We start from the raw sequence: 26,986 nt of genomic DNA on the forward strand, positions 1-26,986 counted from the left end.
CGGCACCCTATTGGCCGGCGGGGGTCCTGCAAGGGCGCCTGTCAGGGCTTGGTGGCCGTCCAGACCCTGGTCATCAGGTGGGATTCGGCCCGGATGGCGCTGAAACCGGCCGCCTGGAGGCGGGCGTCGATGTCATCGCCGATGTAGTCGCGGTAGTAGGGCTCGTGGAAGACGCGGCGGAAGTTGTCCATCACCGGCTGGAACTGGGGCGAATCGGCCATCTGCACGGAGTCCGCCAGCACCAGCACACCGCCGCTCTCCAGCACGCGGAAGCACTCGTTGAGCACGTTCTGGCGCGCCTCGCCGGGCAGCTCGTGCATCAGGAACACGCAGGTCACGGCCTGCATCGAGCCCTTGGCAAAGGGCATGGCCTCGGCGTTGCCCTGCACCAGCTGGGGCAGCTCGTTGGGCAGCTGGCTGAGCCAGCGGTTGGCCTGGCGCAAGTAGGCCGGGGAGAGATCAAGGCCGATCAGGCGGGGTTCGGGCAGGGCCCCACGGACCTGGCGCAGGGTGCGGCCGGTGCCGGTGGCCACATCGAGGATGCGCAGCTGGCTGGCGGGGCGATCGGCAAAGGCGCGCAGACCCTGCACCAGTGGCTTGAGCACCCGCCGGCGCATCGGGTCGGCGGTGCCGTTGAACAGGATCTCCACCTGCAGGTCGTAGAGCGAGGCCGAGTGGTCGCTCAGGTAGCCGTCGGTCTGGTGGTGGAAGTTCTGGAGGTAATAGGCGGGGTAGTCGTCGCGGTTGATCTCCGCCGGCAGGTCATCGACGCGGCGCTCGCTGCGGCGGCTCCAGGTGGAGGGCATGTCCAGCCACACCAGCGGGTAGCGGCTGGCCCAGTCCAGCCAGGGTGCGTCGAACAGCAGGCCGGGGGGGTAGAGACCCTCTTCGGCCTCCCGCCAGTCCACCTCCAGAAGGCGGCTGTGGGAGGCCTGCAGCTCCGCCAGCATCTCGGGGGGCACCGGCACCGTCTTGGGCACGGCCCCCTGGGGAGCCAGCAGCTCCATCAGCTTGGTGCTCACCTCCTTGTGGGCCAGTCCCACCAGGCTCTTGCCCTGCTGCAGGGTCTGATACGCCAGCCGGGTCACCGGATCCGCCATGTGTCTGTCTCGCCCCAGGGCGCACGCTCGGCCCATTCCAACCGATCCCACCCATGGGCCGTGGGTTGTCGGCCACCGGGTGCAGTCCAGCGGGCGGTGAAGAGATTTATCCCGCTGCGGGGCCCCCAGGCAGGCCACCCAGAATGGATCCAACGCCCCACGCACCGGCCGGCCTCCCAGCCGGATTCCCCGCCATGACCCTCCCCCTCAACGCGGCCCTGCAGGACCGGATGGCCGATCCCGAATTCCTGGCCTGGGCCGTGGCCCACCAGCGGGAGCTGCGCCGCAAGGCCGCGGGCCTGGCCCAGATCACCACCCATCCCGACCCCCACGCCGGCGGCGACGTGCGGGGCCAGGAACGGGCCTGGGCGATCCGCCAGGCCCATGAGAAGCACCTGCACGACAGCGCCATCGCCCAGATCCGCCACAGCTGACGGCTCATCGCCCTGCAACAGCAAAGCCCCGGCCAAGGCCAGGGCGGGAAGACGCGCTTCAGGTGGCGTCGGGGTTCAGACGCCCGGGATCAGGCGTCGTAGTACATGGTGAACTCGTGGGGGTGGGGCCGCTGGCGCAGCTGCTGCACCTCCTCGTACTTCATGCCGATCCAGTTGCTGATGAAGTCCTCGCTGAACACACCGCCGGCCAGCAGGTAGTCCTTGTCGGCATCGAGGGCCTCGAGGGCACCGTTGAGGGACGCAGGCACCGTGGAGATCCGGGCCAACTCCTCCGCCGACAGCTCGAACAGGTCCACATCGGTGCCGTCGCCGGGGTCGATCTGGTTGCGGATGCCGTCGAGGCCGGCCAGCAGCATCGCCGAGAAGGCCAGGTAGGGGTTGGCCAGGGCGTCGCCGGAGCGGAACTCCAGGCGCTTGGCCTTCGGGCTGGGACCCGTGAGCGGAATGCGCACGGCGGCCGAGCGGTTGCCCTGGGAATACACCAGGTTCACCGGCGCCTCGAAGCCCGGCACCAGGCGCTTGTAGCTGTTGGTGGTGGGGTTGGTGAACGCCAGGAAGCTGGGGGCGTGCTTGAGCAGGCCGCCGATGTACCAGCGGGCCGTCTGGGAGAGGTTGGCGTAAGTGCCCTCACCGAAGAACAGGGGCTGACCGCCCTTCCAGAGGCTCTGGTGCACGTGCATGCCGCTGCCGTTGTCGGAGAACACCGGCTTGGGCATGAAGGTGGCCGTCTTGCCGTACTTCCGGGCGACGTTGCGCACCACGTACTTGTAGATCATCACGTTGTCGGCCGCACTGATCAGCTCCGAGAACTTGATCCCCAGTTCGTGCTGGGCGGTGGCCACCTCGTGGTGCTGCTTCTCGATCGGCACCCCCAGGCTGGCCATGGTCAGCAGCATCTCGCTGCGGATGTCCTGGAGGGTGTCGTTGGGGGCGACGGGGAAGTAGCCCTCCTTCAGCTGGATCTTGTAGGCCAGGTTGCCGCCCTCCTCCAGCCGGGCCGTGTTCCAGGGGGCCTCGATCGAATCGACGGCGTAGAAGCTGCTGCCGGGGCTGGAGTTGTAGCGGACGTCGTCGAAGATGAAGAACTCGGGCTCCGGACCGAAGTAGGCGGTGTCGGCCAGGCCGGTGGAGGCCAGGTAGGCGAGGGCCTTCTGGGCCAGGGCCCGGGGACAGCGGCCGTAGGGCTGGCCGCTGCGGGGCTCCTGGATCGAGCAGATCAGGCTGAGAGTCTTGTGGCGGTAGAAGGGGTCGATCCAGGCGGTGGCGGGGTCGGGCACCATCGCCATGTCCGACTCGTTGATCGCCTTCCAGCCGCGGATGGAGGAGCCGTCGAAGGCCAGGCCCTCCGTGAAGGCGGCCTCATCGACCAGGTCGGCGCAGACCGTGAGGTGCTGCCACTTGCCGTGCAGATCGGTGAACTTCAGATCGATCAGTTCGATGCCCTCGTCCTTGATCTGACGGAGCACGTCCTGGGCGGTCTTGGCCATGACGGTGGGTACGGGGTGGATACGACGGGAGTGGACGGAGGGCGCTGAACACGGAGGCGGCGGGACCATGACGGGACCGGGGCCAAGGCCTGGTTCCCAGGGGAAGGGCCGAGCCCGTCCGAGGCTTCCGCCACGCCGTGGCTGCCGCTCTGTCGTGGCGCCGCCGGACGGTACGGAGCAGCCCGCGCAGGCCTGTGTAGCCGCTGTAACCAAAATCCGCCCCAGACCGCCAGGCGCCGTTGCGTAACCGTTTCTGTCAACTTCGCCAGACCCGCGGCCGGGCAAGGGATCTGGCCCTTTTCAGGTGCTACGTTCCGGCTCAGGTGCGTCGATTGTTCACGCCATGCGCGATGCCATCACCGGTCTGATTGGTCGCTACGACCAACTGGGGCGCTACCTCGATCGCAATGCGATCGATCGCATCGCCACCTACTACGGCGAGGCCGAGTTGCGCCTGGCCGCGGTGGAGACGATCAACCGCGAGGCCGCCGAGATCGTGCGTGAGGCCAGTCAGCGCCTCTGGCAGGCCGATCCCGAGCTGCTGCTGCCCGGCGGCAACGCCTACACCACCCGTCGCTGGGCCGCCTGCCTGCGCGACATGGACTACTTCCTGCGCTACGCCAGCTACGCCCTGGTGGCGGACGACAGCACGATCCTCAACGAGCGGGTGCTCAACGGCCTCGACGACACCTACAAGAGCCTCGGCGTGCCCACCGGCCCCACCGTGCGCAGCATCGCCCTGCTGGCGGATGTGCTGGTGGAGAAGCTGGCCGACGCCGGCGTGGCCGATGCCGCAACTCTCGAGGCGGTGGTGCGTGCCCCCTTCACCCACCTGGCCCGGGGCCTGGGCGACATCAACGTGCGCGCCCGCTGAGCCGCACGCGGCTCCCCACCTCCCTGGACACCGTCCGGGGCGGTCGCTGTCTGCGCGACCACTATTCATGGCGCCCTCCGGCCGCTGCTTAGGCTTCCCCCAACGCTGATTGCCCCCAGGTCTTGGCTTCCCCCATCGCTTCTCCCGTGTCCGATCGCCATCGCCTGAACCTCGGGCCGATCGCCACGCCAGACCGGCTGCTGCTGGGACCAGGACCCTCCAACGCCCACCCCACGGTGCTGCAGGCCCTCAGCCGCACGCCGATCGGTCACCTCGACCCGCTCTACGTGGCCCTGATGGGCGAGGTGCAGGAGCTGCTCCGCTACGTGTGGCAGACCGACAACCGCCTCACCCTGCCGATGAGCGGCACGGGCAGCGCGGCCATGGAGGCCACCCTCGCCAACATGGTGGAGCCGGGCGATTCGGTGCTGGTGGCCGTGAAGGGCTACTTCGGCCTGCGCCTGCAGGACATGGCCGGCCGCTACCGGGCCAACGTGCACACGATCCAGAAGCCCTGGGGTGAGGCCTTCAGCCTCGAGGAGATCGAGGCCGGCCTGAAGCAGCACCGCCCCAGGATCCTGGCCATGGTCCACGCCGAGACCTCCACCGGCGTCTGCCAGCCGATGCAGGGCATCGGCGATCTCTGCCGTCAGTACGACTGCCTGCTGCTGCTGGACACCGTGACCTCCCTGGGCGCGGTGCCGCTGTATCTCGATGACTGGAAGGTGGATCTGGCCTACAGCTGCAGCCAGAAGGGCCTCAGCTGCCCGCCGGGCCTGGGTCCCTTCACGATGGGCCCCCGCGCCGAGGAGAAGCTGGCCAACCGCCAGGAGAAGGTGCCCAACTGGTACCTGGATGTGAGCCTGCTCAACCAGTACTGGGGCAGCGACCGGGTGTATCACCACACGGCGCCGGTGAACATGAACTTCGGCATGCGCGAGGCCCTGCGCCTGATCGCCGAGGAGGGCCTTGAGAACGTGTGGGCCCGCCACCGCAGCAACGCCGAGCGGCTCTGGGCCGGCCTGGAACGCCTGGGCCTCGAACCCCACGTGCCCCTCGAGCTGCGGCTGCCCACCCTCACCACCGTGCGCATCCCCGAAGGCGTGGATGGCAAGGCCTTCAGCCTGCACCTGCTCAACAAGCACGGCATCGAGGTGGGCGGCGGCCTGGGGGCCCTGGCCGGCAAGGTGTGGCGCATCGGCCTGATGGGCTACAACAGCCGCGCCGAGAACGTGGACCTGCTGCTCAACCTGCTGGAGGAGGATCTGCCCGCCTTCAGGGCTGGCTCCCCCGCCGTTGCCGCCGTCGCTGCCTGAACCAGCGCTGCAGCTGCTCCTGGCACTCCGCTGAGCGCAGACCGCCCACCACCTCCATGGCGTGGTGGGCGCTCGGGTCGTGCACCAGATCCAGGCAGCCGCCCATGGCGCCGCGCTTGGGGTCAGCGGCACCGAAGACCACCCGACCGAGGCGGGCCTGCACCAGGGCGCCGGCGCACATCGGGCAGGGCTCCAGGGTCACCAGCAGGGTGCAGTCGTTGAAGCGCCAGTCCTGGCGCAGGCGTGCGGCCTGGGCCAGGGCCGCCAGCTCGGCGTGGCCGAGGGGATCCTGATCCCGCTCGCGCCGGTTGCTGCCCCAGCCGATGGCCCGGCCGGCGCCATCCAGCAGCACCGCCGCCACGGGCACCTCGCCGCGCTCCCCCACCCGGGCGGACCGGCGCAGCAGCCGCTCCATCCACAGCGCCTCGGCCGGAGTGGGGGTTGGACCGGAAGGGGGTCTGCTCAGGGCCGGCTCGGAGGCTGCGGGCAGATTGGCACCGGCGGCCGCGGCCCCCGGCACCCCGACAGCGGAGAATGGGGGGCCTTGTCGCCAGGTCGTTGGCTCCAGCCCCCCAGCCCGAGCCAACGGCCTCCATGTCCGGCCGGCGGTCAGCCGCGGGCCCCGCGGCCGCGGCGCTGGCGGCCTTTCCCGACCCCACGGCCCTCGATCCGGCGCTGGGTGCCTTCCTGAGCCAGGCCACGGAGCAGCTGGGCCGCTGGTGGGCCACGGCCAGCGAGCGGCCGCCGCTGCCGGCCCTGAGCGTGCTGCCGGAGGTGGCGCCCCAGACCCGGGGCCTGGAGAGCGAGGCCCTGCTGGCGGATCTGCAGCTGGTGATGGACGGGGCCTACAACCCCTGCCATCCGGGCGCCCTGGCCCACCTGGATCCGCCGCCGCTCACGGCCTCGGTGGTGGCCGACCTGGTGGCGGCGGGCCTCAACAACAACCTGCTGGCCGAGGAGCTCTCCCCCAGCCTCAGCCGGCTGGAGCGGGCCCTCTGCAGCTGGATGGCCCAGACCCTGGGCCTTGGGGAGGGGGCCGGTGGGGTGTGCGCCAGCGGCGGCAGCCTGAGCAACCTGATGGCCCTGGTGGTCGCCAGGCACCACGGCGGTCTGCATGGCCGCAGCGAGGCGGTGGTGTTCTGCAGCGCCGACGCCCACGTGTCGATCGGCAAGGCCCTGGCGGTGATGGGACTGCCCCCCCAGGCCCTGCGCCCGATCGCCGTGGACGCGGAGGGACGCCTGCAGGTGCCACTGCTGGCCGAGGCCCTGGAGGAGCGGGCGCGCCGCGGCGAGCCCACCCTGGCGGTGGTGGCCACCGCCGGCACCACCGTGCGCGGGGCGGTGGATCCGCTCGAACCCCTGGCGGAGCTCTGCCGGCGCCACGGCGTCTGGCTGCACGTGGACGGGGCCATCGGCGCTGTCTGCGGCCTGACGGCGCGCCACGCCGGGCGGGTGGCGGGGCTGGGCCTGGCCGATTCGCTCACGGTGAATCCCCAGAAGCTGCTGGGGGTCACCAAGACCTCCTCGCTGCTGCTGCTGGCGGACCCGCAGCACCTGGCCTCCTGCTTCGCCACGGGCCTGCCCTACATGGAACCCAGCTGGGGCGAGGCCCACGGCGGCGAGTGCGGCCTGCAGGGCACCCGCCCCGCCGAGGCGCTCAAGCTCTGGCTGGGGCTGCGCCAGCTGGGCCTGGACGGCATCGAAGCGGTGATTGATGGCGCCATCGCCCGGCGGCTGCGGCTGGGGCAGCTGCTGGAGCCCCTGGATCTGGAGCTGCTGGGCGGACCGCTGCATCTGCTGGCGTTCACCCCGCGGGGCTCAACACCCCGCCAGGCGGAGCTCTGGTCGGCGCTGACGCGCCAGCGGCTGCTGGAGCAGCAGCTGATGCTGTCGCGGCCCCTGCACCACGGCCGCCACCACCTCAAGGCGGTGCTGGGCAACCCCCACACCGGCGAGGCCGAACTGCAGGCCATCGCCCGGGTGGTGGCGGCCTCCCTCCAGGAGCCCCTGGCATGAGCGACGATCCCCGCCCCCAGACTCCCGATCCGGAGCCCGTTCAGCCAGCGGGGCCGAATCCCCGCGGCCGCTGGGTCGCCATCGTGACCGGCGCCCTCTCGGTGCTGATCGGCGTGCTGTATCTGGTGCTGATCACGGTGCTGGATTCCCGGGGTCCTCTGCTTCCCCCGCCCCCCGAGGCCCTGGGGATCGCCGTCCCGGCGGCGGCGGGGCCGCTGGCCGGCCAGCCGGCTGGGGCGGCAGCTGGGGATCCCGGCGCCGCTGCAACGGCTCCACCACCCGCCTGAGGGCGGCATCGAGGAACAGGCGCAGGGCCGAGTCGCGCCGGTTGAGGTCGTACTGGCGCTGCACCACCTCCTGCACGCCGCCATCGCCCCAGTCCTGGTCCTGCTGGAAGTAGGTGATGAAGCTGCGGCCGGCCACCCGCGTCAGCCAGGCGGCCCCCACGGCCTGCACGGCCCGGCTCAGCAGCAGGGCCGGCAGGTTGAGGCTGAGGGCCGCCCCGATCAGGCTCAGCCCCCCCTTGATCACCCCCAGGCTCGCCAGGGTGCGCCCCACCGACACCGCCAGCTCCTGGGCCGTGGCCCTGCTGAGGGTCACGCCGTAGACGCGGCCGATCTCCACCACCATCTGGGCGTTCACCGCCGCGGCACCGAGCAGGTCCACCACCGGCAGGGGCGTGGCGGCCAGCACGCCGGCACTGATCCAGGCGTAGCGGTCCACGATCGCCTCGGCGTCGCCCTGGCGCTGCTGGCCGAGCAGCTGGCGGCCGGCCTCGCTCAGCCGGCGGCTCTGCAGCAGGATGTTGTCGGCGATCAGCTCCTCGCCATCGCTGTGCAGCACCTGGGCGATGCGGCGCAGTAGGGCATCGAGTTCCGGCGGCGGCTGCAGCGGCTGGCCACCGGGCCTGGGCACGCTCTGGGGGGCGGCGCTGGCGGCCACCACATCCTCGGGGGCGATGCGGCCGAGGCAGCGCTGGCGCAGCAGGGAGAGCAGGCGCCGCTCCTCCTGCTCGCCCCGCAGGTCGGCCTTGTTGAGCACCAGGATCAGGCGCTTGCCCAGGCTCGCCAGGGCATCGAACACCTCCTGCTCGGCGGCCCGCAGGTCCCCGTCCACCACCAACAGCAGCAGGTCGGCGTTGGCGGCCTGCTGGCGCGCGATCCGCTCCCGCTCCCGCCCAGCGCTGCCGGCCTCGAGGATGCCGGGGGTGTCCACCAGCCGCAGGCCCCGCGGCAGGTCCCGCAGCCGCAGCCGGTAGGTGCTGCAGGCATCGGTGGAGCCCATGGCGGCACCCACCTGGCCCACCACCTCCTGGAGCAAAGCGCGGATCAGCGAGGTCTTGCCGGCGGAGCCGCTGCCGAACAGCACCAGCACCAGGTCGCCGCGCTGCAGTTCCGCCGCCACCCGCTCGCGCTCCTGCTGCAGGGCCTGGCGACCCACGTCGTCACGGATGCGGCTGAGCAGCTGATCGATGGCCTCGAGGTTCTGCTGGGCCGCCTCCTGGCGGCTGCCGGGGGCCGACGGCAACGGCCGGCCACCGGCCGAACCCGAACCCTTCCAGCCCTGGCGCCGCAGGTCCACCAGCCAGGGCCAGGCCAGCCGCGCCAGCAGCAGGGCCCCTCCGCCGAACAGCAGCAGGGCCACCGGCCCCACCAGCCAGCCCGGCAGCAGGTAGCTCAGCTGCCAGAGCAGGTTGTTGACGGCCTGCAGCGCGGCCGTGATCGCCACCAGGGCGGCCAGTGCCACCCCCAGCCAGATCCACAGGCGCGGCGGGGTCTTCACGGGACGGGCGGGATCACGGGGGGCAGGGGGCCAGGCCTCACAGCTTGGCGCTGGCCGGCAGGCTGCCGCTGCCGGCGGAGCGGATGATGGCGCTCCACAGGCCCGCCGCCAGGGCACTGCTGCTGCCGGTGGGGCGGTTGTCGTCGTTGCCGAGCCAGATGCCGATCACCCAGTGACGGCGGGGCTCGTAGCCCACGAACAGCAGGTCGCGGCCCTCGTTGGTGGTGCCGGTCTTGCCGCCCTCCTCGCCGCCGAGGCTGGCGGCGCCGCCGGTGCCGCCCCGCACAACCCCCCGCAGCAGGCCCTGCATCTGCGTCGCCGTGGCCGCGGTGGTCACGCGCCGGGCCGGGCTGATCGGCCGCTCGCTGGCCCCCTTGCGGCTGCGACAGCGGCTGCTCTCGAGGCCGCCGCAGGTCTCGGCGTCGGTGAGGCGCCGCACGGTGCTGGGTGCATGCCAGACGCCGTCGTTGGCGATGGCGGCGTAGGCGGCCGTGAGTTCGATCAGGCGCACTTCGCTCTGGCCCAGGGCCAGGCCCGGCACGGGGTCCAGGGGGGTGCTGATGCCCAGGTCGCGGGCCTTCTGCACCACCGCATCGAGCCCCACCCGCCTGGCCAGGCGCAGGGCGGCGGTGTTGCTGCTGGCGGCGAAGGCGGAACGGAGGGACAGCTGGCCGCCGCAGCCGCTGGCGAAGGCCTGGCCGCCCCAGTCGAGGGGGGCGCAGCTCACCGTGTCGCCCGGGCGGAGGCCCTTCTCCAGAGCCGCCAGATAGGTGAACAGCTTGAAGGTGCTGCCCGGCTGGCGCAGGGCCATTGAGGCCCGGTTGAACTGGCTGCGCCGGTAGTCGCGTCCGCCGGCGATGGCGAGCACGCCGCCGTTGCGGGAATCCAGCACCACCACGGCCCCCTCACTCACCGCCGGCTCGGTGCTGGCCAGCAGCTCCCGCAACCGCCGCTCCACCACCTCCTGCAGCAGCGGGTCGAGGTGCGTCTCCACCAGGAAGTTGCCCTCGGCGGCCACGTCCGGCCCCAGCAGGGCATCGAGATCGCGGCGCACCTGATCGGTGTAGAAGGGCACCGGCCGCCGGACGGCGCTCACAGAGCTTGCGAAGCTGCCGGAGCCGCCGCCAGCCTTGCCGGCTGGAGAACCCGCCGTGGCACCGCCACCACTGCAGGCCGTGGGCGCCAGGGTGATCGGCCGGCGCCGGGCCCGGCGGGCGGCACCGGCATCGAGCCGGCCCGTGTCCGCCATCTTGTTGAGCACGGTGTTGCGGGCCTCCAGTGCCGCCTGGGGGTTGATGCAGGGGTCGTGGCCGTTGGGGGAGGGCAGCAGACCCACGAGCAGGGCCACCTCCTCCAGCCGCAGCTCCCGGGCCGGTCTGGCAAAGAAGCTGCGGGCGGCATCCTCAAAGCCCCAGCCCACCCCCAGGTACACCCGGTTGAGATAGCTGAGCAGCAGATCGTGCTTGCTGAAGCGGGCCTCCAGCTGCAGGGCCACCAGCAGTTCGCGCCACTTGCGGGCCAGGTTCTCGCCCTGGCCCACCTGCTCGGGGTAAAGGCTGCGGGCGAGCTGCTGGGTGAGGGTGCTGCCCCCCTCCAGCACCCGGCCCCCCAGCACGTTGGTCACCAGGGCGCGGCCGGTACCGATCGGATCCACGCCCGGATGCCACCAGAAGCGGCTGTCCTCGCTGGCGAGCAGGGCGTCCACCAGCACCGGTGGGTAGCCCGCCAGGCTGCGGTGCTCGCGGTGCAGGCTGGTGTCGGCCGAGGCGATGGGGCGGTTGGCGCCGTCGAACAGGGCCAGGGGGCCGCGCACGCTGGCCAGGCTGCCCCGCAGGGGCTGAGCCATCAGCGAGAGCCCCAGCAGGGCCAGGCCACCGGCGGCCGTCGCCGCCAGGGCCAAGCTGGCGAAGCGGGCCAGGGGAGCCAGCGGCGAGGCCTGGCGGCAATGGAACACCAGCTCCGGCAGCTCGGGCTCCGAGGCGGGACCGAAGCGCACCCGATCCCCGTCGGCCAGCAGCAGCTCGCGCACGCGCCGGCCGCGCCACCAGAGGCCGTTGGTGGAGCCGATATCCCGCAGCAGCCAGTGGCGACCCACCTGCTCCAGCAGGGCATGCTGCTTGCTCACGGCCCCGTGGGGCAGGGCGATCTCCTGGCGCGGGTCGCGGCCGAGGCGGTAGGTGCCGCCGTGCAGCACCAGCTGCCGCGGCTCCTGGCCCGGGCAGAGCAGCTCCAGGTCGGCCGCGGCGCCCGTACGGGCTGAAGCCAGCCAGCGGCGCAGGCCCTCAGCGGTCATGGGTGGCCTGGTCGCCGGGGCCATCACGTCGCAGCAGGTCGATCAGCAGGCAGAGCACCGCCAGGTTGATGGCCACGTCCGCGACGTTGAAGATCGGGAAGCGGACGGGCACGAACTCGAAGAAGTCGACGACGGTGCCGAGGCGCCAGCGGTCGATGCCGTTGCCCACGGCACCCCCCAGCAGCAGGCCGGCCGCCGGCAGCTGCCAGCGCCGGAGCGGCCCGCTGCCCTGGATCCACACCACCAGGGCCAGGCTCACCACCAGGCTCACCAGACCCAGGGCCAGGGTGGAATCCCGCAACAGGCTGAAGGCGGCTCCGGTGTTGTAGGCCAGCTGCAGCCGCAGCAGACCCGGCAGCAGGGGGGCGCTGCCACGCAGGGCCAGGTGTTCCACCACCCAGGCCTTGCTGAGCTGATCCACCAGCACCACCAGCAGGGCGAGGCCATAGGCGGCCAGGCGCCGCCGACCGGCCAGGGCGCTGCGCGGGGAACTGGGCGGGTTCATCGGGGCTGCCTCATGGGGCCTCGATCAGCAGCAGGCGCCGCAGGCCCCGGGCCAGCACCGCCACCGCGCAGCAGAGCAGCACCTGGGGCAGCAAGGGGCCCACGCTGTAGCTCAACAGCAGCTGGGGCAGGCCGCCGCCCCAGCGGCCCGCCAGGCCGCCGAGCAGCAGGTTGGCGAGGCCGCAGAGCTGCAGCACCGCCAGACCCACCAGCGCCGCCATCGCCAGGCTCAGCACGTTGTCCATGCCCTGCTGCCTGGCCAGGCGGCCCGTGACCCAGGCCGCCGGCAGGAAGCCCGCCAGGTAGCCGAAACCGGGATCCAGCAGATAGGCCAGGCCGCCGCCGGTGTGGAACACGGGCAGCTGGAACAGGCCCAGGCTGATGTAGGCCACCCCCGCCAGCAGGGCCGGCCGCGGGCCGCAGACCAGGGCCGTGAGCAGCAGGGCGGGCACCTGCAAGGTGATCGGCAGGCTCACGAGCTGGACTCCGGCCGCGCCCGGCACGGGCAGGGCCGCCTGGATCAGTCCGCCCGTGAGGATCAGCAGCAGGCCGGCGACGGCACCAGTCCAGTTGGCAAGCGCGCGCAAAGGGGGGCCGAAGGCTGGGCCCATCCTGCAGGAGAGTGGGTCAGCTGCAACCCCGGATCCCATGGACGGCACCGCCCCCGAGCCGGAGCCCACGCCCGCCGCCGAGCCCGTGGCCCAGCCCCCGGCTGCCGCAGACCAGGTCTCCCTAGCGGCCGGCGCAGCGGCAGCGCAGGCCCCGGAGGCCGTGGGTGGCGCCCCGGAGATGGCCCTGGAGGTGGGGGCGACCGTGCGGCTGGTCGCGGCCCCCACCTACCTCAAGACCGCCGACCCGATGCCGATGCTGCGGCCGCCCGATCTGGTGGATGCGGAGGAGCTGGGCCAGGTGGTGGGTCTGCGGGCCCTGGAGCAGCTGGCGGTGCGCTTCCGGCGCGGCACGTTCCTGCTGGAGCGCAGCCAGCTGGAGGTGGTGGCCCGCTGAGGCCGCCCGCCCTCAGGCCGCCAGGGGATGGCGGCTCCAGGCCCGCTCCGCCTCCGCCAGGGCCTGCTGGGGACCGCAGAGGCTGAGGCAGGGCCGCGTTAGGAGCTGCCGCGCCGCCGCCTGCAGATCGGCGGCGGTGAGTGCCTCGGCGGCGGCCAGCGACCGGTCGGCGAAGTCGAAGGGGAGGCCGTGGCCCAGCACCAGGGCGTGGCGGTCGGCCACCTGGCTGCAGGTCTGGCGGCCCAGGGCCTCCTGGCCGCGGAACTTGGCCTTGGCCAGGGCCAGCTCCGCCGCGCTCAGCGGCTGCTCCAGCAGCCGCTGCCACTCGTTGAGCAGCTCGCGGGTGGCCAGCTCGGCCCGCTCCGCCGAACTGGAGAGGTGGAACACGAACGGGGCCGCCCCCAGCCGGGCCGGATGGTGCACGCCCACGTCGTAGGCGAGGCCGTGCTCCTCGCGCAGGGCCACGAACAGGCGGCTGGACATGCCGATGCCCAGGTGGCAGTGCAGCAGCCGCAGGGCCAGGGCCTGGGGTTCGCCCAGGGCCGTGGTGGTGGCTCCGAGCATCAGCACCAGCTGCTCGGTCTCGTCGATCGCCGGGGCCAGACGGCCGCCGCTGTGGCCCGCGGGCCCGGGCCGCCGCGCCGGGGCCTGCACCGCCCAGGGTCCTTCGCCCTGCCCCTGCAGCAGCAACGGCTCCAGATCCGCGGGCGCCTGGCCGGCCAGCACCAGCACGGCCCCGGCCTGGCCCAGGGCGCCCGCCTGCCGCTGCAGCGCCTCACGGCCGAGGCTCTCCAGCTCCGCCTCCACCCCCAGGGGGTCGTGGCCGTAGGGCCCCGTGCCGTAGAGCAGCTCCCGCAGGCCGTCGTGGGCCACCTGGAAGGGATCCTCCTGCTGGCGCTGCAGGGTCTGCAGGTTGAGCTGGCGCTCCAGGTCGATCTGATCCGGCACCAGCCAGGGCTGCTGCACCAGGCTCAGCAGCAGCGGCAGCAGGGCCGGGGCGTCCGCCGAGGCGCACTTGAGGCTCACCAGCAGGCCGTCCTCGGCGGCCTCGCAGCGCAGGCCGGCACCGCGGCCCTCCACCAGGTCCGCCAGGGCCTCGCCGCTCCAGGGCCCGCAGCCGCGGCTGAGCACGCCGGCCAGCAGCTGGTGCACGCCGCGCTCGCCGGCGGGGTCGGCGCTGCTGCCGCCGCGGATCCAGAGCTTGGCCGAGAGGATCGCCGGGCCGCCGCGCTCGATCACCCACACCGGCAGGCCGCCGGGCAGGTCAAAGTGGCGCAGGCCGGGGGCCTCCATGGCGGGATCGGGGCGCGCGGGGCTGGGACGGGTGCTGGTCATGCCGGCAGGGCCCGCAGGGTGAAGGCGTGGCGGGGATCGAGCTGCGGCACCAGCTCCCGCCAGAGCCGCTCGGCGCTCCAGCGCCGCATGAGCTCCAGCGGCGCCGCCAGCCCCTGGCGCCGGCCCCAGACGCTGTTGTTGCCCAGCAGCCCGGCCACCGAACCGGCGGCCTCCAGTCCGAAGCGGTAGCCGTTGCCCACCAGCCGCTGGGCCCGCTCCAGCTCCGCCTCGGACGGGGGTGCCTCCGCCAGCTCCTGCCACACCAGCTCCACCTCCCGCTGCACCGCGTCCAGGTGCTCGGGGTCGGCCACGGCTTCCAGCAGCACCAGGCTGCCGGCCTCCAGCACGTTCAGGTCCAGGTCCACGCTCTCTACCAGCCGGCGCTGTTCCCGCAGACGCTCCACCAGCCGGCTGCGGCGTCCCTCGGCCAGCAGGGTCGTGAGCAGGTCGGCGCCCACCACGGCCTCCTGGTCGTGGGCGGGGGCCAGCTGCCAGGCCATCAGCAGCCGGGCCGCCTCCAGCCGCGGCAGCTCCAGGGTGTGTTCGCCGGGTTGCAGGCGCAGGGGCTCGGGTCCGTCCGCGGGCGCCTCGGACCCGAGCGCCACCGCGGGCTGCAGGCCGGCCAGGGCGGAGTGGCGCACCCCCTCCAGCAGCCGTTGCCCGGCGGCATCCCCCAGGGGACCGGCCAGGGCCAGGCAGACGCGATCGGAGCGGTAGTGGCGCCGCTGGAAGGCGGCCATGGCGGCGGGGTCATGGCCCTCCAGGGCCTCGCGGCGCCCCAGGATCGGCCGGCCGTAGGGGTGGTCGGGGCAGGCGCGGCGCAGCAGCTCCTGGAAAGCCACTTCCTCCGGCTGGTCCTCGCTCTGGGCCAGCTCCTCGAGCACCACCTGGCGCTCCATGGCGAAGTCGCCGGCGTCGAGACGGGGGTGCAGCACCAGATCCAGCAGCAGGTCCAGGGCCTCGCCCGCCGCCGCCGGGGGGATCAGCACGTGGTAGTGGACGTCGTCGAAGCCGGTGGCGGCGTTGCTGGTGCCGCCGAGGGCCTCCACCTGCAGGTCGAATTCGCCGGCCGCCAGGTGCTCGCTGCCCTTGAACACCATGTGCTCGAGGAAGTGGGCCAGGCCCGATTCCGCCTCAGCCTCCTGGGCACTGCCGGCCCGGCACCAGAAATCCAGGCACACCACCGGCGCCTCGGGCAGATCCAGGGCCACCAGCTCCACCCCGTTGGTCAGCCGCTCGCGCTGGGGGTCCGGCAGGCCGTTGGCGATGCCGCCGGGGCCGCTCCGGGCCGGTGGTGTGGGGCCGTCAGCGGTGGCCGCGGGGCCTGGAGGCTGGGCCTGGGGGCCGGGGGCCGGGGCCGTGGGGGCTGGGGGCAAAGCCGGTGGGACCGGGTGAGAGACCGCATTCTGCTGGCAGGATCGCGGCAGTGTTGCCGCTGCCCGCGCCATGACGTCTTCCGCATTGGGGGTGCACCCGCTGGTGGACGCCCTGGCCGAGCGGATCCGCCTGTGCTGGGCGGAGCTGCCGGAGCTGGAGCCCCTGGCGGTGGATCCGGCCCTGGAGGCGATCAGCGGCAGCCTCGACGGCGAGGACCTCTACATCCGCAACGAGCTGCGCCGCAGCCGGGGCCTGCGCAAGCTGCACCTGGAAACCGCCCGGCTCGGCGCCGGCCTGCAGATCCTGCACTGCGTGTTCTTCCCCGATCCCCGCTACGACCTGCCGGTGTTCGGGGCCGACATCGTGGCCGGCCGCGGCGTGGTGTCCGCCGCGATCGTGGACCTCTCGCCGGTGACCGGCAGCCTGCCGGAGGCGGTCGTGACGGCGCTGGGGGCCCTGCCGCCGCGCTCCTTCAGCCAGGAGCGGGAGTTGCCGGCCTGGGGCACGATCTTCTCCCCCTACGTGCGCTTCATCCGCCCGGCCGATGCGGCGGAGGAGCAGCAGTTCGTGGATCTGGTGGCCGACTACCTCAAGGTGCTGGCGGAAGCGAGCCGTCGTTGCGAACCGCAACCTGTGGGGCATCCCTCTAGCGTTGAGCGCCACCAGGGCCAGCTCTCCTATTGCCAGCAACAGAAACGCAACGACAAGACCCGCCGCGTGCTGGAGAAGGCGTTCAACCCCCAGTGGGCGGACCGGTACATCGAGGAGCTGCTCTTCGACGACCCGGCGCCCCTGGCCTCCTTCGCCCCATGACGGGTGACCAGGGCTGGCCCAGGCCGCTGCTGATCGGCGGCGTCGCCGTGCTGGCGCTACTCACCGGCGTTGTGCTGCTGCGCAGCCGGCCGGCCAGCAAGCCGGCGCCCGCGGTGGCCAAGGCCCCGCTGGCCCGCATCGAGGCGGTGTCCGCCCTAGGCCGGCTCGAGCCGGCCGGGGACGTGCGCAAGCTGGCGGCGCCGATCAGTGGCCCGGGCGGCAGCCCCCGCATCAGCACGCTGCTGGTGCAGGAGGGCGACCGCGTCAGCCAGGGCCAGGTGCTGGCCAGCTTCGACAATCGCCCCGGCCTGCTGGCCGATCGCCGGCTGCTGCTGACCCGCATCGCCAGCCTGGAGCGCCAGCTGGTGCTGCTGGAGCGCGACACCGCCCGCTACCGCCAGCTGGCCAGCCGCGGCGCCACCGCCGCCGGCGACCTGGAGAACCGCGAGATCAAGCTGCTGGAACTGCGCGGCCAGCGGGATGAGGCCCGCGCCTCCCTGGCCAAGGTGGAGACCGACCTGATCCAGAGCGAGCTGCGGGCCCCGATCGACGGCACCGTGCTGCGGCTGCGGGCCCGCACCGGCGAGCGCCCCGGCAACGACGGCATCCTGGAGCTGGGCGCCGGCACCGCCATGGAGGCGGTGGCCGAGGTGTACGAGAGCGACATCGGCCGGGTGCGCCCCGGCCAGGCGGTGACCCTCACCAGCGAAAACGGCGGCTTCAGCGGCAGCCTGCGGGCCCGGGTGATCCGGATCACGCCCCAGGTGCGCCAGCGCCAGGTGCTCTCCACCGACCCCACCGGCGACGCCGATGCCCGGGTGGTGGAGGTGCGGCTGGCGATCGATCCCGCCGATGCCGAGCGGGTGGCGCGGCTGGCGGGGCTGAAGATCATCGCCCGCTTCCAGCCGTGAATCCCCTGGCCTGGCTGGGGGCCTGGTGGGGATCCCGGCGCATTCCCCTCTCCTGGCTGCTGCTGACCCGCCAGCCGGTGCGCCTGGCGGTGGCCCTGGCGGGCATCAGCTTCGCCGGGATCCTGATGTTCATGCAGTTCGGCTTCCGCGACGGACTGTTCGACGCCAGCGTGACCATTCACCGGCTGTTCGACGCCGATCTGGTGCTGATCAGCCCCCGCTCCAGCAGCTCGGTGAGCATGGCCGGCTTCCCGCGCCGGCGCCTGGTGCAGGCCCTGGCCGACCCGGAGGTGACGGGGGTGACCCCCGTGCACTGGACCCTGCTGCTCTGGCGCAACCCCCAGACCCGGGCCACCCGCTCGATCCTCACCCTCGGGTTTGAGCCCACCGATCCCCTGTTCACCGACCCCGGCCTGGCCGCCAAGGCGCGGGTGCTGAGCGAGCGGGGCCGGGTGCTGTTCGATGAGCTCTCCCGGCCGGAGTTCGGCCCGGTGGCCCAATGGTTCAAGCAGGGCCGCACGGTGGAGAGCGAGATCTCCGGCAAGCGCATCCGCGTCGGCGGACTGGTGAGCCTCGGCACCTCCTTCGGCGCCGACGGCAACCTGCTCACCAGCAGCGAGACCTTCCTGCAACTCTTGCCCAACACGCCCCCCGGCAGCATCGAGGTGGGCCTGGTGCGGCTGCGGCCCGGGGCCGACATCGCAGCGGTTCAGGCCCGCCTGGCCCGGGAGCTGCCCGCCGACGTGCGGGTGCTGACCAAGGCCGGCTTCATCGCCTTCGAGCAGGACTACTGGCGCACCAGCACCTCGATCGGCTTCATCTTCACCCTCGGGGCCGGCATGGGCTTCGTGGTGGGCTGCGTGATCGTGTACCAGATCCTCTATTCGGACGTGAGCGATCACCTGCCCGAATACGCCACCCTGATGGCCATGGGCTACCGGCTCACCCACCTGCTGGGCGTGGTGGCGCGGGAGGGCCTGCTGCTGGCGATCCTCGGCTACATCCCCGCCTTCGCCGCCGGCCAGGGCCTCTATCTGGTGGTGCGCAACGCCACCAACCTGCCCGTGGCGATGGATGCCAACCGGGCCACCCTGGTGTTCAGCCTCATCCTGATCATGTGCATGGGCTCGGCGGCCCTGGCGATGCGCCGGTTGGGCGATGCCGATCCGGCGGAGATCTTCTGATGGCCGACAGCCTGCTCAGCCTCGACCCCCAGGCGCCGGCCAGCGGCGCCCCGATCGCCATCGCGGTGGAGGGCCTCAGCCACTGGTACGGCCACGGCAGCATGCGCCGCCAGGTGATCGATGGGCTGGACTTCCGCGTGGCCGCCGGTGAGGTGGTGCTGCTCACGGGCCCCTCGGGCTGCGGCAAGACCACCCTGCTCTCCCTGGTGGGGGCCCTGCGCTCGGTGCAGCAGGGGCAGGTGCAGGTGCTCGGCCAGGAGCTGAACGGATCCGGACGGCGGACCCGCCAGCAGCTGCGCCGCTCGATCGGCATGATCTTCCAGGGCCACAACCTGCTGCGTTGCCTCAGCGCCGAGCAGAACGTGCAGATGGGCGCCGACCTGCTGCCGGGCTTCAGCTACCGGGCCCGCCGCGATCAGGCGCGGGAGTGGCTGCGGGCGGTGGGCCTGGGCGATGAGCTGCACAAGCTGCCCCACGACCTCTCCGGCGGCCAGAAGCAGCGGGTGGCGATCGCCCGGGCCCTGGCGGCCCAACCGCGGCTGCTGCTGGCCGACGAACCCACCGCCGCCCTCGACAGCCGCACCGGCCGCGAGGTGGTGGAACTGCTGCAGCAGCTGGCCCGGGAACAGGGCTGTGCCGTGCTGATGGTGACCCACGACCCCCGCATCCTCGACCTGGCCGATCGGGTGCTGCGCATGGAGGACGGCCGCCTGGTGGAACCGGGCTCGGGCCAGCGGCTGTGGGGCCGGGAGCACCTGGCGGATGTGCCGGTTCAGTAGGGTGGAGGTTCTTCCACTCGATCCACGCCGCCATGGCCAAGCGCCGCAACCTCAAGAAGGAAAAACAGGAGCGCAACCGCGCCTACGCCCGCAAGTTCAAGAAGCGCAAGCTCCGCAACGACGGCCGTGGTGAAGGTGCCGGCAACGGTGTGACTGGAACCGCCAACAACGGCGGCGCCGCTGATTGATCGGCAGCGCCGACTGAACCATTTCCCATCGCGCGCACCTGCCGATTGCGGAGCTGGCTCGGGGATCCTGCGGGATCCCCTTTTTTTGACCCATTCACGTTGACCCGTTCACACCTCAAGGGCCCGGGCCATGTTCTTCAGCGTCGTCATCCCCACCTACAACCGCCGGCCGATCCTCGAGAAGTGCCTGCGGGCCCTGGAGCGGCAGCAGCTGAAGGCCCGCCTGGAGGGCGAGGCGATCGAGGGCTATGAGGTGGTGCTGGTGGACGACGGCTCCACCGACGACACCGTGACCTGGCTGCAGCGCGAGGCGGAACAGTTCCCCCACGTGCGCCTGATCCAGCAGGACCACGGCGGCCCGGCCGAGGGCCGCAACCGCGGCGTGGAGCAGGCCCGCGGCGATGTGATCGTCTTCATCGACAGCGACCTGGTGGTGACCGAGGGCTTCCTGGCGGCCCACGCCGAGGCCCTGGCCGCCCACTGGCGGCGCAGCGGCAACCGGCTCTGCTTCACCTACGGCGCGGTGATCAACACCGCCAACTTCGAGAACCCCAGCAGCGAGCCCCACAAGCTGCGGGACCTGTCCTGGGCCTACTTCGCCACCGGCAACGTGGCGATCGACCGCCAGGTGCTGGAAACCAGCGGCCTGTTCGACACCCGCTTCCGCCTCTACGGCTGGGAGGACCTGGAGCTGGGCGAGCGGCTGCGCCGCCTGGGGGTGGTGCTGGTGCGCTGCCCCGAGGCCGTGGGCTACCACTGGCACCCGGCCCTGAGCCTGGAGCAGATCCCACGCCTGATCCAGGTGGAGCGGGAGCGGGCGAAAATGGGGCTGGTCTTCTACCGCAAGCACCCCACCCGGCGGGTGCGCTTCATCATCCAGTTCACCGTGCTGCACCGGCTGCTCTGGGAACTGCTGACGCTGGGGGGACTGCTCAACGAGCGCAGCCTGCGGCCGCTGCTGGCCTGGCTGATCCGCCACGGCAAGCCGGGGCTGGCGATGGAGCTGCTGCGGCTGCCGCTGAACCGCATCGGCGTGCGGGCCCTGTTCGCCGAAGCCCGGGCCGAAGGCCTGGCCTGACGGCCATTTGATAGGGTGCCGGGGTCCAACTTCACTCCGCACACCTGCGTGTTTCGGGTGATCTGAGACCAGCCCCAGCCCCGTTCCGGGCCGGTGGCTTCCCGGATCCCTAGGCAGGTGGAGGCGAACCCGAAACCCCCCACTGAAATGGCTGTCGTTACCCTCGCCGAAATGATGGAGGCGGGTGCCCACTTCGGGCACCAAACCCGCCGCTGGAACCCGAAGATGTCGCGCTACATCTATTGCGCGCGCAACGGTGTTCACATCATTGACCTCGTGCAGACCGCCGTCTGCATGAACAACGCCTACAAGTGGACCCGCAGTGCCGCCCGCAGCGGCAAGCGCTTCCTGTTCGTGGGCACCAAGAAGCAGGCCTCCGAGGTGATCGCCCAGGAGGCGACCCGCTGCGGCGCCGCCTACGTGAACCAGCGCTGGCTGGGCGGCATGCTCACCAACTGGACCACGATGCGCGCCCGCATCGACCGCCTCAAGGACCTGGAGCGCATGGAGGCCTCCGGCGCCATCGCCATGCGTCCCAAGAAGGAAGGTGCCGTGCTGCGCCGCGAACTGGAGCGCCTGCAGAAGTACCTGGGTGGCCTGAAGAACATGCGCCGCCTGCCCGACGTGGTGGTGCTGGTGGACCAGCGCCGCGAGACCAACGCCGTGCTCGAGGCCCGCAAGCTCGATATTCCCCTGGTGTCGATGCTCGACACCAACTGCGATCCCGACCTCTGCGACGTGCCCATCCCCTGCAACGACGACGCCGTGCGCTCGGTGCAGCTGGTGCTGGGTCGCCTGGCCGATGCCATCAATGAGGGTCGCCACGGCGCCAACGACCAGCGCGGCGGCTACGAGGACGAAGAGGGCTGATCCCTCTCCGGTGCTGGTCGCACCGGCGTCCCCCTCCCGCGCCTTCCCTGGAGCTCCCTGGTGGGAGCTCCATCTCTGTTTGAAACCGCTGGCGGCACCCCGGTCCGCGGCGGCTCCACGACCCAACCCATACCCCCTCCCCCATTCCTCCCATGGCTGAGATCTCCGCCAAGCTCGTCAAGGAACTGCGCGACAAGACCGGCGCAGGCATGATGGACTGCAAGAAGGCCCTCACCGAGAACAACGGTGACGCCGCCAAGGCCACCGAGTGGCTGCGCCAGAAGGGCATCGCCACCGCCGAGAAGAAGTCAGGCCGCACCGCCGCCGAAGGCGCCATCGGCAGCTACATCCACACCGGCGCCCGCGTGGGCGTTCTCGTGGAGGTGAACTGCGAGACCGACTTCGTCGCCCGCGGCGATGTGTTCCAGGAGCTGCTGCGCAACGTGGCGATGCAGATCGCCGCCTGCCCCGGCGTGGAATACGTGACCACCGAGGAGATCCCCTCCGAGGTGGCCGAGCGCGAGAAGGCGATCGAGATGGGTCGTGACGACCTGGCCGGCAAGAAGGAGGAGATGAAGGTCAAGATCGTTGAGGGCCGCATCGGCAAGCGCCTCAAGGAGCTGGCCCTGCTGGATCAGCCCTTCATCAAGGACAGCAGCTTCACCGTCGGCGAGATCGTGAAGCAGGTGGCCGGCAAGGTGGGCGAGAACATCCAGGTGCGTCGCTTCACCCGCTTCAACCTGGGTGAGGGCATCGAGGTGGAGAAGGCCGACTTCGCCGCCGAAGTGGCCGCCATGGGCAAGGCTGCCTGACCTTGCACCCCAACGCCCGGCCCCTGGCGGAGGCCCAGCGCCAGTTGCAACTGCTGCAGCACCAGCAGGAGCAGCTGGCGCCGGATCTGTACCGCGACCTGGCCCTCTACCTCCAGGTGCTGCGTGAAGGCCTGCTGCCGGCTGTGCAGCAGGCCTGTTTTCATCTGGCCACCCAGATCCACCCGGAGCGCTATGCCCGCCTGGACGGCGAGCAGCGGCGGGGGCTGCAGGAGCGGCTGCGGGAGCTGAGCCAGCGCTGCGGCTGCCTGCTCACGGTGGAGCAGCTGCTGAGCCTGGCCGGCCAGCTGGAGCGGCAACGGCAGCGCCGCGAGCGCACCGAACAGCGCCGTCTGCTGGAGGCCCTGGCCGCCGATGCCGGCGAATCCGATGAACCCGACGCTGGATCCGACGGCGACGGCGAGGACAACGACGAGAACGACAGAGACAACAACGACGACGACGAGGCAGCCGGGCTGCCGCAGGGGTCCGTGAGCCTGGGGCTGGATCTGCCCCTCTCGGCGGACCTGTTCGTGCAGGGCATGCCGGGCCTGGCCGATCTGCTGGCCCTGACGGAGCGTGTCGCCGCACCGCCAGCCCTGGACGCGGCAGGCGAGCCGGTGACCGACGAGGAGGAGGCTCCTGAGGAGACTTCTGAGCAGGAGCTGCCGGAGGCCGCGGCGTCGGACACGCCGGCGGCCTCGACTGACGCGGTGCCTGGGATCCCCCCTGAGGCCGCCTCCGAGGCGCCAGTGCAGCCGCACCGGCGACCGACGCGCTCCCCCAGCCCCAAAGAGTCCGGGGAGCAGGAGGCGCAGCGCCAGGCGGTGTTCGAGGCCCTGTTCGCCATGGCGGCCGAAGGCCTGGGCCAGCCGCTCAGCGCCGGCCTGCGCCCGCCTGGCGAGCCGGCCGTTCCCGCAGCCCCCAGCGCGACCGAGGCCGACGCGGCACGGGCGGACCAACGGGAGGACGCTGGGGAGCCGGAGGGCTCCGAAGCAGACGACGAGGGTCTCGAGCTGGAGGCGGACGCAGGCGCCAGGCCGGAACCGTCGTCCGCTGCGGGGGCGAACGACGGCCGCGACGGCCTGCTGCCGCGGGATCCGGCGGCGCTGCTGCGCTGGTGGCACCAGCTGGATCGGGCCCTGGAGCGGCGACTGCGCAACCTCTCCCACGCCCTCAACCTGGAGCTGATGCGGCTGCGGCTGAGCCGCAGCCTGCTGCCGCCCAACCTGCTGGATGCGGTGCTGGCCGGGCAGGTGGAGGCCCAGTCCGCCCCCGCCAACCTGCTGCGCCTGCCGCTGCCCTTCCCGGACGGCCACGGTCCGCAGGGGGCATCGCCCCAGGTGCTGGCGGTGCTGCTCCGGGCCGGCGATCTGGAGTTCGAGCAGCCCAGGCTGCGCAGCTGCCGGCGCCGGCTGGAGCAGCGGCGCCGCGAATTGCGCACAATGGCCCAGCGGCACCGCTACTGGCAGCAGCGGGCGCTGGCCCTCCAGGCGGAGCAGCAGTGGTTGCAGGACAGCGTCCCGACGCCGAACCCCTAGGCGGGCCCGCTGCGGCGGGCCAGGCCTGGTTCCGGCCGCTGCAGCAGGCCCTGCAGCTGGAGGCCGAGCGCGGCTTCGACGACCTGATGGGCCGTCGCGAGCGCTTCAGCGCCTTCCTGGCCCGCCAGTGCCAGGTGCCTCCGGCCGGCCTGAACCCACCGCAGCGCCAGCTGCTGCAGGAGCTGGCCGCTGCCTACGCCAGCTACGGCGACCTCAGCCTGGCCCGCCGCCAGGGGCTGGTGCGGCGCACCCGCCAGGCCCTGCACGAGCTGCAGCGGGCCCTGGAGCCCCCCACCCCCGTGGCGCCCCCGCGGCTGCGGCTGGCGGCGGACCCGGGTGCGGCATCGGAGCAGCCCGGCGGCGATCCGCGGCGCCCCGGAGCCACCCCAGCCCTGCACCCGGACACGCCCCTGGCGGAGATCCGCGGCGTCGGGCCGAGGACCGCCCAGAAGCTGGCGGCCCTGGGCCTGTTCGTGGCCCGCGATCTGCTGCGCTACTACCCGCGCGACTACCTCGACTACGCCAACCTGGTGCGCATCGCGTCCCTGGAGCCGGGGCGCACCGCCACGATCGTGGCCACGGTGCGACGCACCAACAGCTTCACCAGCCCCCGCAACCCCAACCTCTCGATCCTGGAGCTGCAGCTGCAGGACATCACCGGGCGGCTGCGGGTGTCGAAGTTCTTCGCGGGCAAGCGCTTCTCCTCCCCCGGCTGGCTCAAGGCCCAGCAGCGCCAGTACCCGCTGGGGGCCACCGTGGCGGTGAGCGGCCTGGTGAAGGAAACGCCCTACGGCCCGGTGTTCCAGGACCCGCTGATGGAGGTGCTGGAGAGCCCCAACGCGCCGCTGCAGAGCCAGCAGATCGGCCGGCTGCTGCCGGTGTACGGGCTCACCGAGGGGCTCACGGCCGAGCGGGTGCGGGCGGCGATCCAGCCCGTGCTGGCGGCGGCCGCTGCCTGGGGCGATCCGCTGCCGGCAGCGCTGCTGGAGCAGCAGGGGCTGGTGGAGCTGCCCACCGCCCTCACCCAGATCCACCAGCCGGCCAACCAGGAGAGCCTCAGCGCCGCGCGCCGCCGGCTGGTGTTCGACGAGTTTCTGCTGCTGCAGCTGGGACTGCTGCTGCGCCGCCGTGAGCTCACCAGCCGGCCCGCCCCCGCCCTGGCCCCAGCCGCTCCGGCGCTGGGTAGCGCGGCTGGCGGCCGCAGCCTGGTGCAGGCCTTCCTGGAGCTGTTGCCCTTCCCCCTCACCGGCGCCCAGCGGCGGGTGCTGGCGGAGATCCGCGCCGATCTGGTCCAGGAGCAGCCCATGGCCCGGCTCGTGCAGGGCGATGTGGGCAGCGGCAAGACCGTGGTGGCCATCGCCGCCCTGCTCACCGCCATCGATGCCGGCTGCCAGGGGGCCCTGATGGCCCCCACCGAGGTGCTGGCGGAGCAGCACTACCAGAAGCTCTGTGCGTGGCTGCCGCAGCTGCATGTGAGCTGCGCCCTGCTCACGGGCTCCACCCCGGCCCGGCGCCGGCGGGAGCTGCTGGCGGATCTGGCCAACGGCAACCTGCAGCTGCTGGTGGGCACCCACGCCCTGCTGGAGGACCCGGTGCAGTTCGCGCGCCTGGGCCTGGTGGTGGTGGACGAGCAGCACCGCTTCGGCGTGGCCCAGCGCAACCGGCTGCTGGACAAGGGCCTGCAACCCCACCTGCTGACGATGACGGCCACGCCGATCCCGCGCACCCTGGCCCTGTCGCTGCACGGCGACCTGGAGGTGAGCCAGATCGACGAGCTGCCGCCCGGGCGTACGCCGATCCGCACGGCGATGCTCAAGGCGGGCGAGCGGCACGAGGCCTACGGCCTGATCCGCGAGGAGGTGGCCGCCGGCCAGCGGGCCTACGTGGTGCTGCCCCTGGTGGAGGAGTCGGAGAAACTGGATCTGCGCTCGGCGGTGGAGGTGCACCGCCAGCTGAGCGAGGAGGTGTTCCCCGAGCTCTCGGTGGGCCTGCTGCACGGCCGCATGGCCAGCGCCGACAAGCAGGCCGCCATCGGCGCCTTCGCCCGGGGCGAGAGCCACGTGCTGGTGAGCACCACGGTGGTGGAGGTGGGCGTGGACGTGCCGGAGGCGAGCGTGATGGTGATCGAGCACGCCGATCGCTTCGGCCTGGCCCAGCTGCACCAGCTGCGGGGCCGGGTGGGCCGGGGGGCCGCCGCCAGCCACTGCCTGCTGATCAACGACAGCCGCAACGCCCTGGCCCGCCAGCGGCTGGAGGTGCTGGTGCACTCCACCGACGGCTTCGAGATCGCCGAGATGGACCTGCGGCTGCGGGGGCCGGGGGCGGTGCTGGGCACCCGCCAGAGCGGCCTGCCGGATCTGGCCCTCGCGAGCCTCACCGACGACGGCGAGGTGCTGGAGCAGGCCCGCCGCGTGGCCCAGGAGCTGATGGCCACGGATCCCGAGCTGCGCCGCCATCCGGCCCTGGCCCAGGTGCTGGCGGATCAGCGCCAGCGGCTCAGCCAGGGGGCGCGGCTGAACTGAGTGCCCCGCGGAAGGTGCGGCTCAGAGCCACTGCACCCCGGGGATCTCCAGCATCTCCCGGGTGGGCCAGTTGCCCAGGTCGCCGAACAGCAAACCAAACACACCCCAGGGCCCCTTGCGGGCGGTCAGCTCCTGCTCAGCGGCCCACTCCACCTCCTGGATCTGCGTCTCGGTCACGCCCAGACCATCCACCAGCCGGCGATAGGCAACCTTCTCCTCACTGTTGATCGACGAGGTGTCCCCGGGGCGCTGGCCGACCCGGGCCATCAGGTAGCCGAGCTTGAGGGCCAGCAGCCGGTCTTCCTCGCCCTCGAGCCGGGCGATCAGCCCGTCCAGCAGGGCGGAATCCTGGGCCCAGGCCGCGAGCTGTTCGGCGGCGGACTCCAGGGACTCCTGGCCCGGCTCCGCCGGGAAATAGCGGGCCACCAGCTTCAGCAGCAGGCTGCGTTCCTCCGGCGACACCTCGCCATCGGCCCAGGCCACGCTGCAGGCGATCTTCAGCAGGGTGAGCTGGCGGTCGGCGCCGGGATCGCTGCTGGGGGCCATGGGGGCTGGAGGGGCAATGGGCCCATTCTGGGCGGAGTCGCCCGATCCCTAGCTGTTCTGTCTCAGCAGGTTGTTCAGCTGACAAGGGGGTGTGAGGCCGCTACGGGTTGAGGTGCGACCCACCAACCCCGACCTCACGCCTCCATGCATAGCCACCCCAATGCCCGCCTGACACAGCGAGGCCGGCTCCGGCTTGTGACC

The 26,986-nt window shown here is 72.3% G+C and carries 25 protein-coding genes; 15 read left to right on the forward strand and 10 right to left on the reverse strand.

Annotation, left to right across the window (positions count from 1 at the left end):
* Nucleotides 1-41 precede the first annotated feature (41 nt).
* On the reverse strand, nucleotides 42-1,100 hold the full coding sequence (locus ACLV7J_RS13400; protein WP_411869575.1) for a class I SAM-dependent methyltransferase: 1,059 nt from the start codon (nucleotides 1,098-1,100) through the stop codon (nucleotides 42-44).
* Between the two features lie 194 nt (nucleotides 1,101-1,294).
* On the opposite strand from ACLV7J_RS13400, the gene ACLV7J_RS13405 reads away from it, so the two are divergent.
* On the forward strand, nucleotides 1,295-1,534 hold the full coding sequence (locus tag ACLV7J_RS13405; protein ID WP_411869576.1) for a hypothetical protein: 240 nt from the start codon (nucleotides 1,295-1,297) through the stop codon (nucleotides 1,532-1,534).
* A gap of 89 nt (nucleotides 1,535-1,623) precedes the next feature.
* On the opposite strand, the gene glnA is transcribed toward ACLV7J_RS13405, so the two are convergent.
* Nucleotides 1,624-3,042 carry a type I glutamate--ammonia ligase gene (glnA, locus tag ACLV7J_RS13410; protein ID WP_411869577.1) on the reverse strand — a complete coding sequence of 473 codons (1,419 nt, stop codon included), beginning with the start codon at nucleotides 3,040-3,042 and terminating at the stop codon, nucleotides 1,624-1,626.
* A gap of 343 nt (nucleotides 3,043-3,385) precedes the next feature.
* Here glnA and ACLV7J_RS13415 point away from each other — a divergent pair, with 343 nt between their 5' ends.
* Together ACLV7J_RS13415 and ACLV7J_RS13420 are read left to right on the forward strand one after the other, a co-directional pair.
* Nucleotides 3,386-3,916 (forward strand): allophycocyanin subunit beta, encoded by a 531-nt coding sequence (locus ACLV7J_RS13415; protein ID WP_411869578.1) that lies wholly within the window; start codon nucleotides 3,386-3,388, stop codon nucleotides 3,914-3,916.
* Between the two features lie 146 nt (nucleotides 3,917-4,062).
* Nucleotides 4,063-5,232, forward strand: coding sequence for a pyridoxal-phosphate-dependent aminotransferase family protein (locus tag ACLV7J_RS13420; protein ID WP_411869579.1), 1,170 nt, complete (start codon nucleotides 4,063-4,065; stop codon nucleotides 5,230-5,232).
* Here the strand turns inward: ACLV7J_RS13420 and ACLV7J_RS13425 are convergent.
* The gene (locus ACLV7J_RS13425) at nucleotides 5,192-5,647 is read right to left on the reverse strand and encodes a nucleoside deaminase (protein ID WP_411869601.1); all 456 of its coding nucleotides are present in this window, start codon (nucleotides 5,645-5,647) and stop codon (nucleotides 5,192-5,194) included. The genes ACLV7J_RS13420 and ACLV7J_RS13425 overlap by 41 nt on opposite strands.
* A gap of 179 nt (nucleotides 5,648-5,826) precedes the next feature.
* Between ACLV7J_RS13425 and ACLV7J_RS13430 the strand changes: the two genes are divergently transcribed.
* Entirely contained in the window at nucleotides 5,827-7,248 is a 1,422-nt protein-coding gene (locus tag ACLV7J_RS13430) for a pyridoxal phosphate-dependent decarboxylase family protein (protein ID WP_411869580.1), read from the forward strand.
* 132 nt (nucleotides 7,249-7,380) lie between these two features.
* Here ACLV7J_RS13430 and ACLV7J_RS13435 read toward each other — a convergent pair whose 3' ends face one another.
* From ACLV7J_RS13435 to ACLV7J_RS13450, 4 genes are read right to left on the reverse strand one after another with little or no spacing between them, the layout of a single operon-like run.
* Nucleotides 7,381-9,030 carry a DUF697 domain-containing protein gene (locus ACLV7J_RS13435; RefSeq protein ID WP_411869581.1) on the reverse strand — a complete coding sequence of 550 codons (1,650 nt, stop codon included), beginning with the start codon at nucleotides 9,028-9,030 and terminating at the stop codon, nucleotides 7,381-7,383.
* Nucleotides 9,031-9,067: 37 nt separating this feature from the next.
* The gene (locus ACLV7J_RS13440; protein WP_411869582.1) at nucleotides 9,068-11,323 is read right to left on the reverse strand and encodes a transglycosylase domain-containing protein; all 2,256 of its coding nucleotides are present in this window, start codon (nucleotides 11,321-11,323) and stop codon (nucleotides 9,068-9,070) included.
* On the reverse strand, nucleotides 11,313-11,828 hold the full coding sequence (gene lspA / locus ACLV7J_RS13445; protein ID WP_411869583.1) for a signal peptidase II: 516 nt from the start codon (nucleotides 11,826-11,828) through the stop codon (nucleotides 11,313-11,315). Before lspA ends, ACLV7J_RS13440 begins: the two co-directional genes overlap by 11 nt.
* Before the next feature lie 10 nt (nucleotides 11,829-11,838).
* Complete coding sequence (locus tag ACLV7J_RS13450; RefSeq protein ID WP_411869584.1) at nucleotides 11,839-12,414, reverse strand: biotin transporter BioY; 576 nt, start codon at nucleotides 12,412-12,414, stop codon at nucleotides 11,839-11,841.
* A gap of 61 nt (nucleotides 12,415-12,475) precedes the next feature.
* Here ACLV7J_RS13450 and ACLV7J_RS13455 point away from each other — a divergent pair, with 61 nt between their 5' ends.
* Entirely contained in the window at nucleotides 12,476-12,832 is a 357-nt protein-coding gene (locus tag ACLV7J_RS13455) for an NAD(P)H dehydrogenase assembly family protein (protein WP_411869585.1), read from the forward strand.
* Nucleotides 12,833-12,844: 12 nt separating this feature from the next.
* Here the strand turns inward: ACLV7J_RS13455 and ACLV7J_RS13460 are convergent, their stop codons facing one another.
* A complete protein-coding gene (locus ACLV7J_RS13460; protein WP_411869586.1) occupies nucleotides 12,845-14,167 on the reverse strand; it encodes a M16 family metallopeptidase in 1,323 nt (440 codons plus the stop codon).
* A complete protein-coding gene (locus tag ACLV7J_RS13465) occupies nucleotides 14,164-15,543 on the reverse strand; it encodes a M16 family metallopeptidase (RefSeq protein ID WP_411869587.1) in 1,380 nt (459 codons plus the stop codon). The genes ACLV7J_RS13460 and ACLV7J_RS13465 overlap by 4 nt, the downstream gene beginning before the upstream one ends.
* A gap of 70 nt (nucleotides 15,544-15,613) precedes the next feature.
* Here ACLV7J_RS13465 and ACLV7J_RS13470 point away from each other — a divergent pair, with 70 nt between their 5' ends.
* From ACLV7J_RS13470 to recG, 10 genes are all read left to right on the forward strand, one after another.
* The gene (locus ACLV7J_RS13470; RefSeq protein WP_411869588.1) at nucleotides 15,614-16,357 is read left to right on the forward strand and encodes a phycocyanobilin:ferredoxin oxidoreductase; all 744 of its coding nucleotides are present in this window, start codon (nucleotides 15,614-15,616) and stop codon (nucleotides 16,355-16,357) included.
* On the forward strand, nucleotides 16,354-17,268 hold the full coding sequence (locus ACLV7J_RS13475) for an HlyD family efflux transporter periplasmic adaptor subunit (RefSeq protein ID WP_411869589.1): 915 nt from the start codon (nucleotides 16,354-16,356) through the stop codon (nucleotides 17,266-17,268). Before ACLV7J_RS13470 ends, ACLV7J_RS13475 begins: the two co-directional genes overlap by 4 nt.
* Complete coding sequence (gene devC / locus ACLV7J_RS13480) at nucleotides 17,265-18,452, forward strand: ABC transporter permease DevC (protein ID WP_411869590.1); 1,188 nt, start codon at nucleotides 17,265-17,267, stop codon at nucleotides 18,450-18,452. The genes ACLV7J_RS13475 and devC overlap by 4 nt, the downstream gene beginning before the upstream one ends.
* Nucleotides 18,452-19,231, forward strand: coding sequence for a DevA family ABC transporter ATP-binding protein (locus ACLV7J_RS13485; protein WP_411869591.1), 780 nt, complete (start codon nucleotides 18,452-18,454; stop codon nucleotides 19,229-19,231). Before devC ends, ACLV7J_RS13485 begins: the two co-directional genes overlap by 1 nt.
* 32 nt (nucleotides 19,232-19,263) lie before the next feature.
* The gene (locus ACLV7J_RS13490; protein WP_006171625.1) at nucleotides 19,264-19,419 is read left to right on the forward strand and encodes a hypothetical protein; all 156 of its coding nucleotides are present in this window, start codon (nucleotides 19,264-19,266) and stop codon (nucleotides 19,417-19,419) included.
* A 130-nt stretch (nucleotides 19,420-19,549) separates the two neighbouring features.
* Complete coding sequence (locus tag ACLV7J_RS13495; RefSeq protein ID WP_411869592.1) at nucleotides 19,550-20,497, forward strand: glycosyltransferase family 2 protein; 948 nt, start codon at nucleotides 19,550-19,552, stop codon at nucleotides 20,495-20,497.
* Between the two features lie 147 nt (nucleotides 20,498-20,644).
* A complete protein-coding gene (rpsB, locus tag ACLV7J_RS13500; RefSeq protein ID WP_411869593.1) occupies nucleotides 20,645-21,367 on the forward strand; it encodes a 30S ribosomal protein S2 in 723 nt (240 codons plus the stop codon).
* Nucleotides 21,368-21,519: 152 nt separating this feature from the next.
* Entirely contained in the window at nucleotides 21,520-22,179 is a 660-nt protein-coding gene (tsf, locus tag ACLV7J_RS13505; protein ID WP_411869594.1) for a translation elongation factor Ts, read from the forward strand.
* A 2-nt stretch (nucleotides 22,180-22,181) separates the two neighbouring features.
* A complete protein-coding gene (locus ACLV7J_RS13510; RefSeq protein ID WP_411869595.1) occupies nucleotides 22,182-23,717 on the forward strand; it encodes a hypothetical protein in 1,536 nt (511 codons plus the stop codon).
* Nucleotides 23,681-26,239, forward strand: coding sequence for an ATP-dependent DNA helicase RecG (gene recG / locus ACLV7J_RS13515; RefSeq protein WP_411869596.1), 2,559 nt, complete (start codon nucleotides 23,681-23,683; stop codon nucleotides 26,237-26,239). The genes ACLV7J_RS13510 and recG overlap by 37 nt, the downstream gene beginning before the upstream one ends.
* A 21-nt stretch (nucleotides 26,240-26,260) precedes the next feature.
* Here the strand turns inward: recG and ACLV7J_RS13520 are convergent, their stop codons facing one another.
* Complete coding sequence (locus tag ACLV7J_RS13520; protein WP_411869597.1) at nucleotides 26,261-26,785, reverse strand: hypothetical protein; 525 nt, start codon at nucleotides 26,783-26,785, stop codon at nucleotides 26,261-26,263.
* Between the last annotated feature and the right edge of the window lie 201 nt (nucleotides 26,786-26,986).

Origin of the sequence: Vulcanococcus limneticus LL, assembly GCF_943369875.1 — a bacterium.
GTDB classification, from domain to species: Bacteria; Cyanobacteriota; Cyanobacteriia; order PCC-6307; family Cyanobiaceae; genus Vulcanococcus; species Vulcanococcus limneticus_A.